The following is a 19,181-nucleotide window of genomic DNA, read 5'->3' on the forward strand; positions in this document are numbered from 1 at the left end:
AACATGGCGCCGCGTCCGCTCGCAATCCGCCCCGATTGACGACACCAGCGCCGCTCCAACTCGGCCGCCGATGATGATTCGTTGTGCGGGACACGAATCTAACGGCAAAAACAAGGCAATTCTCGCGATTCGCCGCTGACGGAGAATCGCCATGGGCGGTCGCGGCCACCCTCCAACGTGGGTTCTGAACCAGGGGCCGATTCGTCATTTTTTTGCAAACAATCCGTTAGTTTCTTCGATGACACAACGATCCAGTTGTCGAGGGCGGTTCTCGACCCACATGACCGGCGGTGCCCGATGAGCAAAGAAAGCCAAAGCGAATTCGCGATGCTGTACATCCAGAATCAAGGCCGGGTTTACGGATACATCGCAACGCTGATTCCGAATCGATCCGATGCCGAGGACATCTTGCAACGCACCTCCATGGTGATGTGGCAAAAGTGGGATCAGTACGATCCCGATCGAGGTTTCGTCAGCTGGGCCAGAGGCATCGCGCTCAACGAGATCCGAAACTTCCTGCGACGAAGCGAGCGCAAGAACGTCCATCTGTCCGAAGCCGTCGTCGACATGCTTGCGGAACAAATCGAAACCTCAACCGATCCGATCCGCGCCGAAGCGTTCGAGCAATGTTTCTCCAAGCTGGAACGCAAGCAGCGATCGCTTCTAGAGCAGTGCTACCTGGAATCCATGGGTGTCAAAGTCGTCGCCGATGCGCTGGGGACGACTCGCGATGCGATCTACATGCGTTTGCATCGCATTCGCAAATCGCTCATCAATTGCATGAACCACCAACTTTCCGACGACAACGTCGCGCAGCAGAGGGTCTGAGGGGATGAACGAATCCGATCAGAATGTTGGTGACCCGGACGAAACGTTTCTTGCGCTGACCAACCGGATGTGTGACGGAACGATCACGCCGGACGAGTTGGAGCGGCTTGGCGGGTTGCTGAGGGAAGATCCCGAACGGCGTGAAACCTATCTCGCGTATGTCAGTTTGCACGCGCATCTGATGTGGCAATATCGAACGGGAGAATCCGCAGCGAACCTTGCCAGCGACCGAGCGGCCGATCCGGGCGTCGCTACCGGCGGCGATTTATCGTGCGGGGTCGAACCATCGCAACGCGTCTCCGGCACCGCAGGTGGGTTCACGACGTGGCTCGCCTCACGGCCGGTCACCGTGGGTGCCGTGCTGGCGACCGCCGTGCTGGCCCTGCTCGGCGTCACCCTGATCCCGTGGTCGGGCCGCGCAACGATTGGGACGGAGGATCGTCCGACGACGACCGCCACGCCGTTCGTGGCCACGCTGCGAGAAACCAGCGGCGCGTTCTGGACCGATCAGCAGGTCGCGCTGAATGCGGGGGCGCGCGTTCCGACCGGGGAGGTTCGAATCGAACGGGGGGAAGCCGAATTGGTGTTTGATTCTGGTGCCCAGCTGATCTTGCGAGGCCCGGCCAGGATGACGCTGGAATCTTCCCTGTCGGCGTCCCTGCATTCCGGTCAATTGGTGGCTCACATGCCCAGCACCGCGGTGGGCTTTCGCGTGCAGACACCGACGGCGGTGTTCGTCGACCAGGGCACCGAGTTCGGATTGCTGGCAGAACCGGACGGGACTTCGGAAGTTCACGTGTTCCGAGGTCAGGTGGATGTTCTCGCACTGGCCGAGGACGGGGGCGCAGCCGCGGCAAATCCGCTGGAACTGGTCGATGGTCAGGCGCGACGGATCAGCCAGCGGGGAAATGTGGGAAGCCAAGTTGCCTATTCGAAGGCCAGGTTTGGATTGCTGTCGCAGCGAGTCGCCGAACCGATTGCTTGGCCAGTCGCCGAAGGTGGCAACGGGCACTACTACCAGTTGGTGATCTCCGACAAACCGGTCACCTGGCACGAGGCGGCTCTAAAGTCCGCCAACACCTACTTCCGCGGTCTGCCGGGACACCTGGCCAGCGTCACCTCCGCCGCCGAAGACGAATTCATCGTCGGACAGTTGATCCGCCAAGAACCGATTCGAGGGATCTGGATCGGCTTGACCGATGTGCTGAAGGAATCGCAATTTCAATGGATCACCGGAGAACCAGTCGAGTACACGCACTGGGCAAATGTCCCGACGCAACAACCCGATAACTTCCGCGAAGCCGATTGGCACGGCGGCGAAGACTATGGGATGTACAGCAAATTGCTACCGAAGTATCCGTGGGCCTGGAACGACCTGAGCATCGACAGCATGCACGAGAAGGTGTCGGCGTACTTGGTGGAATATGAACCGGCCGTCAACACGCTTCGTCAGACCAGCATGTCCTTGCCCCCGGTTCGATGGGACGAATCGGAAGGTGGCAATGGGCATCACTATCGGCTGGTGCTTTCTTTTGAATCAGCGAGCTGGCAAGAGGTGCGTCAGCGGGCCCAAGACAGTCAATTCAATGGCGTCGCCGGCGACCTGGTGTCGCTGCAAAGCGATGCGGAAATGCAGTTCGTGATCGAAAAGCTGTTGCGTGTCTGCGGCATCCCGGAACAGATGATCGGACTGTCCGGCTCCAGCTTTGAAGACTTGACATGGACCGACGGGAGTGATCCCGATACGGCCCAGATCGGCAAACCGCTGCTACCGGCCAACGGTTTCTATGGGCTGCTGCGTTGGGACGCTACTCGCAACCATCCGCCCAGCTACGGATGGTCGATTCAAACCCGTGCCATGGACGTCCAGCCGTCGGACTGGTTCGGCTACATCGTGGAGTATCCCGATGACATCCCCTGAATCTTCGATCAGAACTTCATCCTTCGCCGTCGGTTTCGGTCACCAGCAAGGTCCAGCGTTCGCGTGGAAATGCGTTCCATTGCCTTGCTGTGTTTTCCCGCGTCCCACGATCTGCGTCCACCAATGCTGACGACGAAAACCGTCTGCCACCAACCCACTTGATTGACGGATTCGTGATCCGTTTTCCCCACCAACATCGGAATCTCGACTTCGGACGTGTTTGTTGCGACTCGGCCCGTCCGCCATACCAACGTGTATTTTTCGTAGTTGCTAGGAGAAACCTGATGAATAGGTCCGTTGTAAAGAACCGACAGGGCTTCACGCTTGTCGAATTGTTGGTCGTCATTGCGATCATCGGAATCTTGGTGGGGTTGCTGCTGCCGGCTGTCCAGGCCGCTCGCGAGGCCGCGCGTCGAATGAGTTGCAGTAACAACTTCAAACAGATCGGGCTGGCGCTCCACAACTATCACTCGGCTTACAAACAATTGCCCACACACGGTACGGGGACCGGCCTGGCTCCCGGTGCCGGAGGTTGGGCCGAGCCAACGCCCATCGAGGGCGCGTCGCATGAACGTCTCAGCATGCTCGTCGGGACCATGCCGTTCATCGAACAGCAGGGGCTGTGGGAGCAAATTGCCAATCCGAGCACGCAGTACATCAGCACACCCCCGGCTTCCGGAACCTGGAATCCGATGGGTCCGGTGCCTCAGGATGAATTCGATTACATCCCGTGGATGACCGAAATCCCCACGCTCCGCTGTCCCAGCGATCCCGGGACCGGCGCCCCCGCCCAGGGACGCACCAATTATGGTCCCTGCGTCGGCGACTCCTGCCATGCCAGCTTGGCCCACGGCTGGAAGAGTTGGACGTTGGCTCCGGCCGATTCCAACATGGCACCGTTCATCCGCTCGGCCGACCGCGGAGTGTTCGCGTTCCGCAGGGCCTGCAAATTTCGCGACATCCTGGATGGTTTGTCCAACACCATCGCGATGGGCGAAATCATGTCGGAACTGGGCGACCGAGACATCCGCACCGCAATTTCTCTGGGCAACGGCGAAGACAACTTTTCGGTCGGGGCCAATATTCCCCAAGCCAACCCGTCCCATTGTCAGGCCACCGGACAAATCAGTCCCAGCCGGCCAAAGTTCTGGTCCGACGGAAGCGATGGCGGGACACCTCCACCGTTTCTGGTAACCAACTACCCGGTTACCCGTGGCATGATGTGGGCCAGCTTCTTGCCGTCGGTTCAGCAAGTCATGACCATCTTGCCTCCCAACCGCGAACTGTGTGGACCGAACCTGGTGGTGGTCCCTGGCGTGTATGGCCCCAGCAGCCATCACCAGGGCGGATGCCACGTGTTGCTCACCGATGGATCCGTCAAATTCATCACCGATTCGATCGAGGCCGGCAATCAGCAAGCCCCCGTGATCAGTCAACCCAACGCTCCGGGATCCAAGAGCCCTTACGGCCTGTGGGGATCACTGGGGACTCGCGCGTCCAAAGAAATCGTTGACGAGTCCCTCTGATTCGGCCGGCCGCTCTGCCGTGGTTCCGCCGGAAGCTCCTGAACGCTCCGGCGGCTCCGGAATCTCCTATCACAATGGATCGGATTGATCTCATGAAATTTTGGATATTGTCGGGTCTGCTAGTCGCCCTTGGTTGCTTCCTCGTGCCCGGTTGTGGTGACGATCAAAACCGCGTCGTCGAACAGCCCGATGCGGCACAGCTGAAAGCGAAACAGGAAGAGTTCGCCGCGTTTCAAAAACGGATGTCGCAACAATCAAAGCTGCCAGGCGCAAGGTAGCTCTCCGGGCGGTTTCTTGACGCCCGACGAACGATGATCGACGACCTTCACCCGGCGCGGTCTGGAGAGGGGTGGACGACAACGGGCTGCCGGGGAGGGTGCTTGGCAAATCGGATCTGCTAAATTGCAAGCCGGGTGCCAATCCGATCGTTGGCTCCCGCCACCCTTCCGATTGTCGCCTTGTTCCTCGTTCGCGTCTGTGCCCACTGCCTGCCCCCGCCCGCCCGTGTTCACGAAAGGTCACCTGCCGTCTGCTTTCCCTGCCGTTGTGCTCAGCTTGGTCGCTTCGATCGCCGGCTGTGAATCTCGGCAGACCGAGTTTGCAAGCGAGCGACTATCACAAGTGCTTGATCCGGTCGACGCACCGCACGACGCCGCCGCGATCAAAGCCTTTTGTGGCGATTGCCACTTGGTCCCCCAATCGCATCGATTCGACAAGGGCCGCTGGAGAGAAGAGGTCGAGCAGGGTTTCCGGCTGTACGCCAATTCAGGGCGGGACGACCTGGTCCCGCCAGACTTTGATGCAACGCTGGCCTTTTTCCGAGACACCGCGCCCGACGAGCTCGAATTCCATCCGCACGACAGCCAGCCCGACACGCGATTCCAGCGACAGGAGTACGAATTGATCGGCCAGCCGGAGCTGATCGGGATCTCGAATGTGGTTGAGACCCGCCCAAGTGACGCCTCCGCCTCGTCGGTGCAATTTGCCATGACCGACGTTTGGACCGGAAACGTTTCGACGGTCGATCAATTGGATTCCACGTCGACGACCTTGCGTGCCAATGTGATCGCCAAGGTTGCTCACCCCGCCCACATCGAACCGGCGGACCTGGACGGTGATCAGGCGACGGACTTCGTCGTCGCCGACCTTGGCAATTACGCACCGGACGAACAAACGAACGAAGGCACGTTGTGGATGCTTCGAAATCAAGGCGGCGGGAGCTTTCGGCGGCACCCTTTGAAACTCGGGCTTTCCCGCGTGGCCAGCGTCCGTTCCCTAGACCACGACGGAGACGGCGATGTCGACCTGGTCGTCTCTGACTTTGGTCTGCATTTCGTTGGCTCCATCTACTTATTGACCAACGAATCCACAGTGAACGGGATTCCCAAATTCAGCTGGTCGGTTCTGGACGACCGTCCCGGCGCGATCGATACCCCGATTGTGGATTTCAATGGTGACGGGCGTCCGGACATTGTGACTCTGGTCTCCCAGCATCACGAAGTGGTCGATCTGCATTTGAACCTGGGTGGCGGCAAGTTCGAATCGCATCAGCTGCATCAGGCCCCCGACCCGGCGTACGGTTCCAGCTCCATCGAAGTTGTCGACCTGGATGCCGACGGTGACCTGGATGTCGTCTTCACCAACGGCGACACCTTGGACGACTTCTTGGCCAAGCCGTACCATGCAATTCATTGGTTGGAAAACCAGGGATCCTATCCATTCAAACATCACCAAATCGCAACGATGCCGGGCGTTTACTGCGCCCGCACCGGAGATCTTGATCTGGACGGAGATCTGGACATCGTCGCCGTCGCGATGTTGGGCGAGAAAGAAATGTCAAAGCAACCCTCGGGGACTTTCCAGGGCGTGATCTGGTTGGAACAAACGTCTGGCGGCCAGTTTCGGCGGCATCACATGCTGGTGAATGAGTGTGATGCGATGGCTTGCCAATTGCTGGACTGGGACGCCGACGGAGACTTGGACGTTCTGGTCCCACCGGCAAACAACTCACAGCGTGTGAGCAAGACGCTGGCCGTGTACGTGAATCAAACACGGTAATCGACCGCAATGGGACGCAAAAAACCAACACGGGAGTCTCGTCCGAAGCGGACACCCCCATCGACAGGATCGGCCGGGGAACCTTCGGAAAGTCGATCAAACGGTTCACCTGAACGCCGGGTTGGTCGCGGCGTGATCGTGTTGGCTGTCGCAGCAATTGTCATCGCGGTCGGGTTCGTCGCGTGGATGGGAACGCACCAAATCCTGGCCCGATATTGGGCGGCCAAAGGAGCCGGTGCCGTCGCGGTAAGACAACTTGACCGTGCCGAGGCCGACTTCCAAAAGGCGGTTTCCTACGATCCGAATCTGGGCGCGGGCAAAATCGGCCTCGCCCGCGTGGCTCGATTGCGCGGACAATTCAATCGTGCCCGCGAGATCCTTCAACAACTGGCATCGGCTGGCATTGCCTCGGAAGGCACCAACCGCGAGCTTCTGCTCGTCCAGATTCATGAGGGCCGAGCCAGAGAGCTGTACGGCAACTTTTCCCGCTTGATCTCACAGCGTCCGGACGACGTCGACGCGGTCTGGCAGGCCTTTGTGGACGGTTTCGAGTTCTCCGGCGAAGCAGAACTGGCAAGGGAACTTGCGTCCAACTGGCTGAAGGAATCCCCGGACAGCCCCCTCGCGCACCTGTCCATGGCACAGCTGGCGATGGAGCGGGACGAATTTGAACCAGCCGAAAGGCATTTTGCTTTGGCCGCACAGCTCCAGCCCCAGTTGATCACGGCATGGCAGGGGCTGATGCGTGTCAGCACCATCAACTACCAACATCGTGACGCCTTACTTTACAGCGAGCAGGTATTGGCGTTGGACCCGCAAAACATCGAAGCGCAGGTCCGTAAAGCCGATTGCTTGCTGGTCCTGCATCGTGACCAGGAAGCGATGCGTGAGTTCGAAGGCGCGTTGGAAAGTCATTCAAACAACTTTTCGGTCCGCTACGAATTGGCCTCGCTGCTGCTCAAACACGACCAGGCGGACCGTGCGTTGGAAGTGATGAAGCCGCTGACGGCCGAATTCAGTGACGATGTTGCGATCAATTACCTGATGGCGGTCGCACACCAGCAGCTCGGCAATGACGAAGCGGCGGAACCGTACCTACAGAAACACCTGGACGGACGCCAGGCGTTGAATCGCCTGACGGAAATGAAATTCCGCACGGAGCCCGGTGACCGCGACTTCTCGTTTTGCAAAACCGTGGGCTTGGCCTATTTGAGGTACCAATGGGACGCCGCATTTCCTTGGCTGGACCAAGCCGTACGGATCAACCCAATGGACCCCGAGGTGCAGCAGGCGTTGGGCGATTTCGCCCACAAACGGGGCGACGGGGAATTGGCCAATAGGTACCATCGCCAAGCCGATCTGGTGCGACAGATGCTCCGTCGCGGGCATGCGGGCCCCGGCCTGCCTCCGCCCCGTTGACCCGCCCACGCAAAGTCCGCATGAAGGCGATCAGCCACAGAGCCCACCGAGGACACCGAGAAGCCAGCGTGTGCTCTGTCCCCGGATGGTGCTCTGTCCCCGGTTGGTGCTCTGATTCGGGGCAACGCCCCGATGTTTGCCCAGCCCAGCCCGAAGGGCTGGGTAAAACGGCCAAAAAGAAAACTTAGGGCCAACGGCCCGGCCGTTGACTTGCGACGATCCGGGCCTGCCGATCATTGAATCGTGGTGCAGCCGCCTTCCGTGCGATTGGCGGCTTCTACAAACCGCTGCAGCGTGACGGGCGCCAGGTCGACGTTCATCATAAAAGAGGAATAGGCCAATGACGCAGCAAGACGGTCGGTGTCGCGGGCCCAGGGAGGTACGTAGCGGGGTGGATCAATGAAACCGTTCTCAAAGTATGGGGCTAACGTGATCGTATCGCTCATTGCCAGCCTCCCGGCGAAAAGACGGTTCAAGATCTGAGGCTGGTTGTCGCGGATTGCGACGTTCATCAAGACGTGGGCTTCCATGAGCCCCTTCAGGTAAGCGCTGTCTTTTGTGAATGCGATCCGTCCGCGAACATCGCCACCGCGAAAGATGCGTTGCGTCGACTTGTAGGCCTCCCGCTCGACTTGTCCCCCGTCCAGAAACAGCTTGAAGCATTCGATGAAGTCTGCTCCCTCCAGAACCCGTTGCAACGCCTTGATCCGCAAGGCCAGCCGGCGAAGACGGTTGATGTCGATCGACCGAGTCACAAGCTCGGCAAAGACCGCGATCCCCTCCTGCGTCCGCGTCGTGCGCGGCGCACCCAGACTAAGGACCTTGAGGTTCACTTGCCTACGACCGTTGATAGCGGTGGCAGTGTGAACCAACGCCTCGTGCTGATAGAGCTGATCGAAGTCAAGCTGTGAGAAAAGAGCGGAACCACGAATCCGAATCCGTGTTGTTCCGGCAATTGCCTTAGAAGACAACTGGTCGTCAACCACAATCCGGATCTGGTCATCCACAAAATAGTCATCGACGGCTTTTTGCAGTCGCTCAGCAAAAAGCGCTGCGGGCAAATCTGCCTGTGCCGGTGTGATGTGACTGGCCCGCATCAAGTGGTCGGTCTTCTGCAGCAAGAACGTCGCGGCATCGATCCCGGAAAATGACTGTGTCGCGTACACATCATCCGGACGTCCGTAAAGGTGAATGGACCGCTCGGTGAACTCTGGCGTCCCCGCTGCCATGAGCATGCGTGCGGCCTCACCGTAGCTAAACGCCGTCCGCCGAAGATACTGGAGCAGGACATCGTCGCCGTCACAACGGCTGACGTAATCGTCTATCCCTTCAATCGTGTCCGTCCAGTCCGGAACGCTGATCTCGATGTCCGGCAGGGAAGGGCGACCCGCACGCCAACCTTCAAGAAAAACATGCTCGACCGAATCAGGCCAGTTGAGATACTTCAGAACATTGATCGGCTTCGCCAGCCGAATGAGTTCAGAATCCAGCTCAACGAGGCGTTGCTTGAATTCAGGTGTCATTGGCGTGAATTCCAGGAGTCATCTCACTCACGCGACGCCGCGAGGAAAGGGCAGCGGATTGCGATGGTCTCTGTGCCGTGACCACGGTCCCGGTCGCCCTCATCATCCCATTCGAATTCATCGCCGCCAAGAGATCCTGGCACAAACTTGAGAACACATCGAGCGTCACAAGATCAGGGTCTCAGATTCAATTCGGTAGTCGACCCCGTGCCAGCCAAACCATGGCTGGAGCGTCCGTTATCACAACGTGTTCTGTAACGGACGTCGCGACGACCCTGGATGTGCCGACGACCATCGGACCGAACGTACTGAATCCAAAATGGAACTTCTTCGGGACGTGCCCGAAATCCCCGTTTGACGTCGCGTGTCCTTGCCGGGGCGTTCAGGCCTCTGCTCGCATTCGGTGGCACGTGCGGCCTCCCAAACAATCAAACCTCCGATATACTGGAGCCGGTGAATTCCTGGGAGTCATCTGAATCGAAGACGTGCGATGGGCAACGCGAAAACGGCATCATTGAAGAACCAGGCCGGTGGTCTCGACGACATCACCAGGATGGATTATCAGCTGCTCTTCGATCGTACTCCGGTCGGCATTTACGTGGTCCAGGCGGGGCGTTTCCACTACGTCAATCCTGCGCTGGGTCAGATACTGGGCCGCTTGCCCAAGACAGTTCATAGCCAGCCGCTTTCGAGTTTCATTCATCCCGACGATCGTGTGGTTGCGGAAGACTGCAGGCGGCGGCGGGACAGGGAAACATGGTCGATCCGCTTTCAGACACGAATGATTCAAGCAGACGGGAAGCCTGTTGCCGTTGAAGTGGTAGAATCGCTTTTCAACGATGGATCACGCGTGGACCATTCGGACGGACCAGCGTTCGTCGGAGTGGTGATCGACATGACGGATCGCGGACAGGCAGACAAGGAGGCCCGGCAGCGGCTCAACTTTGAGCAATTACTTGCCAACCTCTCCGCACGATTCGTCAATCTGCCGGGCGATCAGATAGACGGGCAGATTGACGCAAGCCTGAAATCCCTCGTGGAGTTCTTGGGGAATGATCGTAGCACACTCGTCGAGGTTGAAGGCGACGACGAGCATGTGATGATCACACATTCGTTTGCCGTTCCGGGCTGCCAACCGTTTCCGATCGGTCCATTCCCGGTCGCAAGATTACCTTGGTTCATCAACGAATTCCTCAGTGGCCGCGATGTATTTGTTCGTGTCATCCCCGACGACCTCCCTCCCGAGGCAACGGATGAACGAAAGTATTGCCGGGAGCACGGAATTCAGTCTAACGTGACCGTGCCCCTGAAGGCGGGAGGTGAATTGCTCGGCGGGCTGACCTTTGCGTTCATCCGCAATCAATGCGAATGGCCAAGCGAAATCATTGTCAGACTGGGCCTGATCGGCGAGGTTTTCGCAAATGCACTCCTACGGCGGCGCACCGAGCAAGCATTGCAGAAGGCGATCGAAGAGAAGAATCGTCTCAGACGGCAGTTGGAGCAGGAGAACCTGTACCTTCGCGAGCAGGTCATCCTCAAGCACCAACACGGGCGAATCGTGGGGCATAGTGACGCGATCACACGGGTACTCGCTGATGTTGAGCGTGTCGCAACGACCGATGCGCCCGTTTTATTGACCGGAGAGACCGGGACGGGCAAAGAATTGCTGGCGCAATCGATCCACGAGCTGAGTAATCGCAAGGACCGTCCCATGATTGTCGTGAACTGTGCATCGCTTCCGGCGACGCTGGTCGAAAGCGAATTATTCGGCCGCACCGCCGGCGCCTACACGGGCGCCGCCTCTGCGCAGGTCGGTCGCTTCGAATTGGCTGACGGTTCGACGCTGTTTCTTGACGAGATTGGTGAGTTCCCGCTTGAACTACAGGCGAAACTGCTGCGAGTCTTACAGGATGGCCACTTCGAGCGTTTGGGCGCGGCCAAAACAATCTCGGTCGACGTACGGATCGTCGCAGCTACGAACCGAGACCTTGAAGCCGCCATGTCCGAGAACAGGTTTCGCGCCGACCTCTATCACCGATTAAATGTCTTTCCAATCCGCGTGCCGCCATTACGCGATCGCCGCGACGACATTCCGCCGCTCACCTGGGCGTTCGTCGAAGCGTTCGGGCGACGGATGGGGAAATCCATCCAGTGCATTCCGCGCAAAACGATGCAGCAGTTGCAAGATTACGGATGGCCGGGCAACGTCCGGGAGTTGAGCAACACCATTGAACGCGCGATGATCCTTACGGGCGGTGACACGTTGCATATCGAGATCCCAGCAATGTCTCGCGATGGCTCCGCTTCTCACAAGACGCTTAAGGAAGTCGAGCGAGAACAAATCCTACGCGTGCTGGCGGAAACAGGCTGGCGGATCCGCGGAACCGGGGGAGCAGCCGCCCGTTTGGACGTCAAGCCGACAACGCTGGAAGCACGGATGGCAAGACTAGGAATCACCCGGCCGAATCGGTCGTAGGCACGAGCAGCGATGGCGGCATGCCATGCAGTCTTCCTGGCGGCGTGTGACCCTCGGGCGATGGCGATGGTGAGGCCCCTGACCAAATCTCCAATATGCTGGAGAATCTCCAGCACTTGGGGCGCCGCGCGGACCCTCAAGCATCCACCTCCGTCTCTCTAAGCTGTTGCTGCAGTACGATTTGCCTCGCCTGTTGGCCGGCTGCTCCAAATCGGCACAACGCTTGCTTACCGCGTTTCAAACGTAAGCAAAACTGTGCCTGTCGAGATGACCCGTTGTATCGGATATGCGAGGTGAGGGAGGTCACATGCTCCAAGCCGTGTTGCGATTGGTAGCACCACCGGACAAGCGGGATGAGATTCTCCGGGTCTTCAGCGGCATGTCCGGTCCCACGGAAGTCACCAAAGGGTGCCGACGTTGCAGAGTACTTTGCGATGTAAACAATGACGATGCGATCATCTACTGGGTGCAGTGGGACACACGCGAAGAATTGGAAGACCACCTCCGGTCGGAACGGTTCCGCAAGCTTATTCCCTACATCGAAATGTCCTTGGAACCGCCCGAAGTCGAGATCAGCCAACTGGACGTGATCGGCGGTATTGAGATCGTTGTATCGGCGATTGAAGCGCGTCATTCCTGATCCAGTCGCCATGCCTTTTTCCGTTGGGAGTTGAAATAGTGAAGCTGTTGACTTTCGCACTGATGTCCGTGACGTGGGCATCGCTGTGCATCGCACCCGTGTTCGCAGATCAGGAAGCCGACGAGGCCGCAATCCGTCACGCGGTAGAGGCTTACGTTACCGCCTACAACAGCGGTGACGCCAAATCATTGGCGTCCCTGTGGTCACCCGAAGCCGTCTACTCCAAACCCGGCACCCAGGAGCAGGTAGTTGGGCGCGAAGCGATCGAACAGGAGTTCTCGTCCATCTTTGGAGAAAACAATGAATCGAAGCTGGTTGTTGATTCCAAGTGGATTCAATTCATGTCACCGACGGTAGCATTGGAGAGTGGCATCGCAAGGTTGACCCGGCCAGATCAAACTGCAGAGGAGACCGAGTATTCAGCGGTCTACGTCAAGCGTGACGATGATTGGCTCTTGGATCGGGTGACGGAAAAACTGACGCCATCGATGGGGCCCAACTATGAGCATTTGAAGGAATTGGACTGGCTGATTGGAACGTGGGTCGATGAAGACAACGATGCGCGAGTGGAAACAAAATATGCGTGGACGGCGAACCGCAATTTCATTTCACAGATGTATTCATTGTCGATAGGCGACCAAATCGAGCATTCAGGACTTCAGGTGATCGGATGGGATCCCACCAGTAGAAGGATCAGATCGTGGACGTTCGACTCTGACGGTGGGTATGGCGAAGGGCGGTGGAAGAAAAGCGGCAAAGTTTGGCATATCATCAACCTGGGAACTTTACCAGATGGCACCAAATCCAGCTCTTCCAACATCATTAAGTACGTCGATGACGACACGTTTACCTGGCAATCTGTCAGCCGCATGTGTGACAACGAACTGCTGCCCAACGTCGACGAAGTCGTTGTGGTGCGGCAGAAGGATTCAGCGGCGGAAACAGAATGATCATTCAGGATCTGCAATTCTCATCAGGAAGATATCGTTGTTGACGAACTGAACAACTGTATGTGTTAGGGATCTAATCCGATGAATCGTTTGATACTTTTTGTGGCTGTCGTAGCGATCGGTTTTTGGAGTTCAACCGAAGCGGTCGCTCGTGGAGGTCGCGGAGGTGGAGGGTTTCGGGGTGGTGGCGGGGGGATGCGAGGCGGTGGGTTTTCACGACCCTCGATCAGCCGGACGCCGTCGATGAGTCGCCCCAGCTATTCACGCCCCAGCTATTCACGCCCCAGCGTCTCGCGTCCAAGTTATTCCCGTCCCAGTGTCTCCCGTCCCAGTGTTTCGCCTCCCCGGGTCAGCTCACGTCCAAGCGGTTCGCGTCCGTCGTCTCCCGGCACCGGCTCGCGTCCGGGAGTCGCTTCTCGTCCCGGCGTTGCGACCCGACCGAGTCAAGGCCGGCCACCTAATTCCAATGAGCTGCGGAACTTCCTCGATCTGCCGAGTGGTGCGAGGCCTAGTCAATTGCCGTCCTCAGGACGCGGCAATTTAGCTGGCAGCATTGCCGGAGGCGTTGCCGGCGGAGTGGCCGGAAGTGCCGCTGCTGATTTTCTTCGCGACTCCGGCCCGCGACCGGAGACCCGGCCTGCCGAACGTCCCGGCATCGCCGAACGCCCCGGAATCGCCGAACGCCCCGGTGCTGGTGACCGACCATTCGCCAGTAGTCGTCCCGAGCGGATCGAGAATCGTGGCGACCGCCAGGAGATTCGACAGGATCGGCGTGACCAGATCCGCGACCAGATCGACGATACGCCGTTACGCGATTTCTGGTCGGATCATCCTCTCTGGGGTGCCTGGGCGATTACGCGACCGTATCGATGGGCTGCCTGGGGAGGCGTCACCGGCTGGGTGGACTACGGATGGACGGAACCGGTGTCCTACAACTACGGCGAGAACGTTTACTACGAAGATGGTTCCGTCTACTACGGCGACGAGGTCGTTGCCACCGAGGAGGAATATGCCCAGCAAGCGGAAGCGATCGTTGCGAGTGCGCCCGAGGTTGCCCCCGATCAGGCCGAATGGATGCCGCTGGGTGTCTTCGCGCTAACTCCCGACGGACAGGAATCGGGTCCTGAACCGACATTGTTCTTGCAACTGGCGATTAGCAAGCAAGGGATTATTTCAGGGACTCTGAACAACACCGCCAACGATACCACGCAAACCATCGAAGGAATGGTGGACAAGAATTCGCAGCGTTCCGCTTGGAACGTGGAGGGCAAGTCGCGGCCAATTATGGAGACCGGCATCGTGAACCTGACGAAGGACACCGCACCTGCGCTGGTCCATTTTGCCGACGAAACGACACAGCAATGGTTGTTGGTTCGGCTGGAAGACCCGGAAGGCCAGCAAGAATAATGGAGCGCTCAATGTTGCAGATGAAATCAACCATGACCGCGACGATATTCCTCGCGGCTGCTACCGCGATTGTGTTCGGGTGTGCCGAACCGCAGGCGGAGCCTGCCCCCATTCGTCCCGTTCGCACCGTCAAAGTCGGAGACCTGTCGGCGATCAGCGGGCGTCAGTTCCCGGGACGTGCATCGGCAAAGAATGAGGTAGAGCTTTCCTTTCAAGTCGCCGGTCCGCTTGTCTCGCTGCCAGTGGACGTGGGATCGGTTGTCAAAAAAGGTGATGTGATTGCCGCGATCGATCCCCGGGATTTTGAAACGGCTCTTGCCAGCAACCAAGCAAACTTGGATCGCGCGAAAGCAAATCTTCTGGCTTTGGAGAGCGGTGCTCGTCCGGAAGAGATTTCGCAGTTGAAGCTGGATGTCACCCAGGCCGAAGCGTCTTACGAACAAGCCGTTGCGGAACATGAGCGAAGTGAGAGACTGATCAAAGTCGGCGGCGTGTCGCAATCGGATTTTGACCTCTCGTTGGCACGCAAAAAGCGAACCGCTGCCGAAGTGGAGGACGCGAAGGAGGCGCTGAACATTGGAATGAAAGGGGCCCGCCAGGAAGACCTGGATGCCAAACGAGCGGAAATACGTGCACTGGAGGCCTCGGTCGAAGCCGCGAAGAACCAACTCGATGACGCGACACTGAAAGCACCCTTTGACGGTGAGATTTCTGCTCGCTACGTCGATAACTTCCAGCGAGTGCAAGCCAAGCAACCGATCGCACGATTGGTCGACATCTCGGAGATCGAAGTGACGGTCCAGGTTCCGGAATCCCTGATCGGCCTTGTTCCTCAGGTCAAGTCGGTGGTTTGCCGTTTCGATGCGTTTGCTGATCGCGACTTTGTCGGCAAGGTCATCAGGATAGGCAGGGAAGCGTCGCCGACCACGCGAACCTATCCCGTGACGGTTGAGATCAGCCAACCCGAAGACGCCAGGATCTTGCCAGGCATGGCTGCCACGATCCGGAACCGCGTCGAAGACGATGGAGAATCGGAAACCGGGGAATTGATCGTTCCTCCTAGCGCGGTCTTTACAGCACCCGAAGACGACAGCCAGACCTTTGTTTGGGTCTTCGACGACGGCACCGGCAAAGTTTCGCGGCGACCCGTGGAGACCGGCGAACTGACACCCGTCGGACTCAAGATTGATCAAGGACTGGAGGTCGGTGAGCGGGTTGTGACCTCGGGTGTGAATTCTCTGCGTGAGGGTCAAGTGGTCAAACTGCTATGAACCTGTCAGCGGTTTGTGAACGCGTGTGAAAGACTCTTTCGATCAACTTCTTAACCAATACTCGATTACTCGATGATGCATTCATGAATCTGGCTGAGATATCCATCGAGAAACGCGCGATTACCTATTTCGGCATCGCGCTGATCGTTGTTGGGGGCGTCTTCTGTTACTTCCAACTCGGGCAGTTAGAAGATCCTGAGTTTTCCGTCAAAACCGCGGCCATCACGACCACTTACCCCGGGGCCAGCGCCGAACAGGTGGAACTCGAGGTTACTGACCGGCTGGAAACGAAATTGCAAGAGATGACGGAACTGAAGAACGTCTACTCCAATTCGCGACCTGGCCTGTCCATCATCAAGGTAGATATCAAGAGCAACTATTGGTCCGAGCGATTGCCGCAGGTTTGGGACGTTCTGCGAAAGAAAGTGGCCGACGTTGAACCGTCACTCCCGCCTGGCGCTGGCAAGCCGAAGATCGGTGATGACTTCGGGTACGTCTTCGGTTTCTTGCTGGCTGTCAGCAGCGACGGATTCAGCTACGCAGAATTAGAGAATTACGTCAAGGAGATGCGGAAGGAGTTGAGTGTCGTCAAGGGCGTGGCCCGTGTCGACCTGTGGGGCGTTCAGGAAAAACGAATTTATTTGGACGTGTCCTCAGCACGATTGGCCGAACTCAATCTCACACCGGCTCAATTCATTCAGACGTTGCAGTCGCAAAACATGGTCGTTGACGCCGGGCACGTCGATTACCAGACGCAGCGGATGCGAGTGTCGCCGACCGGTGCGTTTCTTACACCGGACGAGATCGGTGATTTAGCCGTTACGAGCATCGTGGATGGCCAAAATGAGATTATCCGCATTCGCGATTTGGCGACCGTGAATGTCGGCTACGTTGACCCGCCCAACCATTTGTTGCGGCACAACGGGCGGCAAGCGATCGCCCTGGCAATTGCGCCGGCAGGGGGAGAGAACGTCGTTCAGGTCGGCTCGCGGATTGATCATCGGATCAATGAATTGTTGGCCGAACTACCTGTCGGAATCAATGTTGAGCGTATTTCTTGGCAATCTGATCAAGTCAGCGAATCAATTCGGGCCTTCATGATCAGTCTGATCGAAGCCGTTGCAATCGTTCTGGCTCTGCTAGCGGTGACGATGGGGATTCGGCCAGGCATCATCATCGGCATCAGCGGCTTGGTGTTTCCGATCCTGGGCACCTTCATCGTGATGGCAATCTGGGGAATCGATCTGCACCGAATCTCGCTCGGTGCGTTGATCATCGCGATGGGCATGATGGTCGACAACGCAATTGTGGTCACCGACGGAATCATGGTCCGCATCGCTCAGGGCATGGATCGCAAACAGGCTGCGATCGAGGCAGCTGGCGGACCAGCAGTTCCACTGCTGGGCGCAACCGTCGTCGCCTTCATGGCGTTCTTTCCGATCTTCGCTTCGACTTACGATACGGGAGAGTATGCGGGGAGTTTGTTTACCGTTGTGGCCATCTCGCTGCTGTTGAGCTGGGTCTTTTGCCAAACCATTGCGCCACTGCTGTGTATCGCGATGCTACCTGAACCGAAAGCGGGTCAAGCTGCGACCGATCCTTACCAGGGCAAGCTCTATCGGTCTTTCCGCAATCTGCTCGGATGGACGATTCGATATCGACTGTTATTCCTAGGTAGTATGGTCGGATTTCTGGCCATCGCCATGATCGGCTTTCGTTGGGTACCGCAGCTGTATTTCCCGGACTCCAGTCGTCTGCAGGTGATGATCGACTATTGGGCTCCCGAAGGAACACGGATTCAGCAAACGGACGCAGATTTGAAGCGGATCGAACAGTTTGTTGCGGGGCACGAAGCAACGTCGTCGGTCAGCGCGTTCGTTGGAAAGGGGCCACCCCGCTTCTACCTACCCGTCAGTGCGGAAGACCCAAACACCTCGTACGCCCAAATTATCGTCAACACCAAGTCGCTTGACGGAGTCAACCAACTTGTCGCTGACACCGATGCCTGGGTCAAGGAGAACGTACCAGAAGCGATGGTGCGCGTGCGCAAATATGCTGTCGGCGCGTTCGACGACTGGAAGATCGAAGCCCGCTTCAGTGGCCCCGCCAATGCCGATCCAGATACGTTGCGGCAGTTAGCTGAAAAAGGCGCCAACATCCTCCGAGACACACCGTTGGCAAAGGAGGTCCGTGTCAATTGGCGTGACCGCGTCCAGGCACTTTCACCGCGGTACAACCAGGAACGTGCCCGCTGGGCCGGCGTCTCACGTGACGACTTGGCCCGCGTCATGAAGCGTTCCTCCGATGGCGTTGTGGTCGGCCAATACCGGCAGGATGACGATTTGATTCCGATCGTGGCACGCAACGTGGAGTCCGAACGACAGCAAGCGGCGACGTCCTTGGACGAATTGCTGGTCACGCCGAAGCTCGCGACCCATTCGGTCCCCGTTTCGCAGGTCATCGATGGAATTGAGGTTCCTTGGGAGAACCCCATCATTTGGCGGTGGGACCGTCGTCGGGCGATCACCGTGCAATGTTCACCTAACAACGTGACCGCTCCGACGCTCCGCAATGCAGTATTGGAACAGTTTAACGCACTCGAACTTCCACCCGGTTACCGGCTAGACTGGGACGGCGAATACTGGAGTGCGAAACAGTCCCAGGAAGCGTTGGTGCCCGGGATCGTCCCCGCCGTCGTCGTCATGCTGTTCATACTGGTCGCGCTTTTCAACAGCTTTCGGCCGATGCTGATCTGCATCGGTGTCATTCCCTTTGTCATGATCGGGATCACCAGCGGAATGCTGTTGACCCAGACTCCTTTCGGCTTCATTGCTCTGCTTGGCGCCATGAGCCTATCGGGCATGATGATCAAAAACGTCGTGGTGTTGCTGGATGAAGTGAACGCGAATCTCGGACGAGGCATGACGCCTTACAACGCAGTCGTTGAAGCAGCTGTTTCGCGTTTGAGTCCCGTGGTCAATGCGGCAGGGACAACGGTGTTAGGCGTGCTGCCAATGCTACAGGACGTTTTCTGGGTGGCCTTGGCAGTGACAATTTTTTTCGGCCTGATCGTCGGGGCGCTGCTGACGATGGTGATGGTGCCGACGATGTACGCGCTGCTCTACCGTATCCCTGCGGAGTAACAACGAATTGATTTGCGAC

The 19,181-nt window shown here is 58.0% G+C and carries 13 protein-coding genes; 12 read left to right on the top strand and 1 reads right to left on the bottom strand.

Going from position 1 to position 19,181, the window contains the following annotated elements:
• The first annotated feature begins 297 nt into the window (after positions 1–297).
• The 6 genes from FYK55_RS26695 to FYK55_RS26720 all read left to right on the top strand — a co-directional run bounded on the left by FYK55_RS26695 (position 298) and on the right by FYK55_RS26720 (position 7,752).
• Positions 298–828 carry a sigma-70 family RNA polymerase sigma factor gene (locus FYK55_RS26695; RefSeq protein WP_150079696.1) on the top strand — a complete coding sequence of 177 codons (531 nt, stop codon included), beginning with the start codon at positions 298–300 and terminating at the stop codon, positions 826–828.
• A 4-nt stretch (positions 829–832) separates the two neighbouring features.
• A complete protein-coding gene (locus FYK55_RS26700) occupies positions 833–2,749 on the top strand; it encodes a lectin-like protein (protein WP_150079697.1) in 1,917 nt (638 codons plus the stop codon).
• A 284-nt stretch (positions 2,750–3,033) separates the two neighbouring features.
• The gene (locus tag FYK55_RS26705) at positions 3,034–4,275 is read left to right on the top strand and encodes a DUF1559 domain-containing protein (RefSeq protein ID WP_150079698.1); all 1,242 of its coding nucleotides are present in this window, start codon (positions 3,034–3,036) and stop codon (positions 4,273–4,275) included.
• 92 nt (positions 4,276–4,367) lie between these two features.
• On the top strand, positions 4,368–4,553 hold the full coding sequence (locus tag FYK55_RS26710) for a hypothetical protein (RefSeq protein WP_150079699.1): 186 nt from the start codon (positions 4,368–4,370) through the stop codon (positions 4,551–4,553).
• A gap of 343 nt (positions 4,554–4,896) precedes the next feature.
• Entirely contained in the window at positions 4,897–6,333 is a 1,437-nt protein-coding gene (locus FYK55_RS26715) for an FG-GAP repeat domain-containing protein (protein WP_161604776.1), read from the top strand.
• Between the two features lie 141 nt (positions 6,334–6,474).
• Positions 6,475–7,752, top strand: a complete 1,278-nt coding sequence (locus FYK55_RS26720) for a tetratricopeptide repeat protein (protein WP_161604777.1) — start codon at positions 6,475–6,477, stop codon at positions 7,750–7,752.
• Positions 7,753–7,985: 233 nt separating this feature from the next.
• On the opposite strand, the gene FYK55_RS26725 is transcribed toward FYK55_RS26720, so the two are convergent.
• Entirely contained in the window at positions 7,986–9,275 is a 1,290-nt protein-coding gene (locus tag FYK55_RS26725; RefSeq protein ID WP_150079702.1) for a tyrosine/phenylalanine carboxypeptidase domain-containing protein, read from the bottom strand.
• A gap of 490 nt (positions 9,276–9,765) precedes the next feature.
• On the opposite strand from FYK55_RS26725, the gene FYK55_RS26730 reads away from it, so the two are divergent.
• The 6 genes from FYK55_RS26730 (at position 9,766) to FYK55_RS26755 (ending at position 19,162) form a co-directional block, all read left to right on the top strand.
• Entirely contained in the window at positions 9,766–11,751 is a 1,986-nt protein-coding gene (locus FYK55_RS26730) for a sigma 54-interacting transcriptional regulator (protein WP_150079703.1), read from the top strand.
• A gap of 307 nt (positions 11,752–12,058) precedes the next feature.
• Positions 12,059–12,391 (top strand): putative quinol monooxygenase, encoded by a 333-nt coding sequence (locus tag FYK55_RS26735; protein ID WP_161604778.1) that lies wholly within the window; start codon positions 12,059–12,061, stop codon positions 12,389–12,391.
• Between the two features lie 38 nt (positions 12,392–12,429).
• A complete protein-coding gene (locus FYK55_RS26740) occupies positions 12,430–13,341 on the top strand; it encodes a YybH family protein (RefSeq protein ID WP_235909010.1) in 912 nt (303 codons plus the stop codon).
• Between the two features lie 516 nt (positions 13,342–13,857).
• The gene (locus FYK55_RS26745; protein WP_150079705.1) at positions 13,858–14,748 is read left to right on the top strand and encodes a hypothetical protein; all 891 of its coding nucleotides are present in this window, start codon (positions 13,858–13,860) and stop codon (positions 14,746–14,748) included.
• 32 nt (positions 14,749–14,780) lie between these two features.
• Positions 14,781–16,019, top strand: a complete 1,239-nt coding sequence (locus tag FYK55_RS26750) for an efflux RND transporter periplasmic adaptor subunit (protein ID WP_235909011.1) — start codon at positions 14,781–14,783, stop codon at positions 16,017–16,019.
• A gap of 83 nt (positions 16,020–16,102) precedes the next feature.
• Positions 16,103–19,162, top strand: a complete 3,060-nt coding sequence (locus FYK55_RS26755; RefSeq protein ID WP_150079707.1) for an efflux RND transporter permease subunit — start codon at positions 16,103–16,105, stop codon at positions 19,160–19,162.
• The last annotated feature ends 19 nt before the right edge of the window (positions 19,163–19,181 follow it).

The sequence above is a fragment of the Roseiconus nitratireducens genome (genome assembly GCF_008629675.1).
Classification (GTDB): domain Bacteria; phylum Planctomycetota; class Planctomycetia; order Pirellulales; family Pirellulaceae; genus Stieleria; species Stieleria nitratireducens.

What these genes read in the sequence shown, in the direction of transcription:
- FYK55_RS26735 (WP_161604778.1), top strand. Translation starts at nt 12,059, where the DNA reads ATGCTCCAAGCCGTGTTGCGATTGGTAGCACCACCGGACAAGCGGGAT.
- FYK55_RS26725 (WP_150079702.1), bottom strand. Translation starts at nt 9,275, where the DNA reads ATGACACCTGAATTCAAGCAACGCCTCGTTGAGCTGGATTCTGAACTC.
- FYK55_RS26705 (WP_150079698.1), top strand. Translation starts at nt 3,034, where the DNA reads ATGAATAGGTCCGTTGTAAAGAACCGACAGGGCTTCACGCTTGTCGAA.
- FYK55_RS26755 (WP_150079707.1), top strand. Translation starts at nt 16,103, where the DNA reads ATGAATCTGGCTGAGATATCCATCGAGAAACGCGCGATTACCTATTTC.
- FYK55_RS26730 (WP_150079703.1), top strand. Translation starts at nt 9,766, where the DNA reads ATGGGCAACGCGAAAACGGCATCATTGAAGAACCAGGCCGGTGGTCTC.
- FYK55_RS26710 (WP_150079699.1), top strand. Translation starts at nt 4,368, where the DNA reads ATGAAATTTTGGATATTGTCGGGTCTGCTAGTCGCCCTTGGTTGCTTC.
- FYK55_RS26750 (WP_235909011.1), top strand. Translation starts at nt 14,781, where the DNA reads ATGACCGCGACGATATTCCTCGCGGCTGCTACCGCGATTGTGTTCGGG.
- FYK55_RS26695 (WP_150079696.1), top strand. Translation starts at nt 298, where the DNA reads ATGAGCAAAGAAAGCCAAAGCGAATTCGCGATGCTGTACATCCAGAAT.
- FYK55_RS26700 (WP_150079697.1), top strand. Translation starts at nt 833, where the DNA reads ATGAACGAATCCGATCAGAATGTTGGTGACCCGGACGAAACGTTTCTT.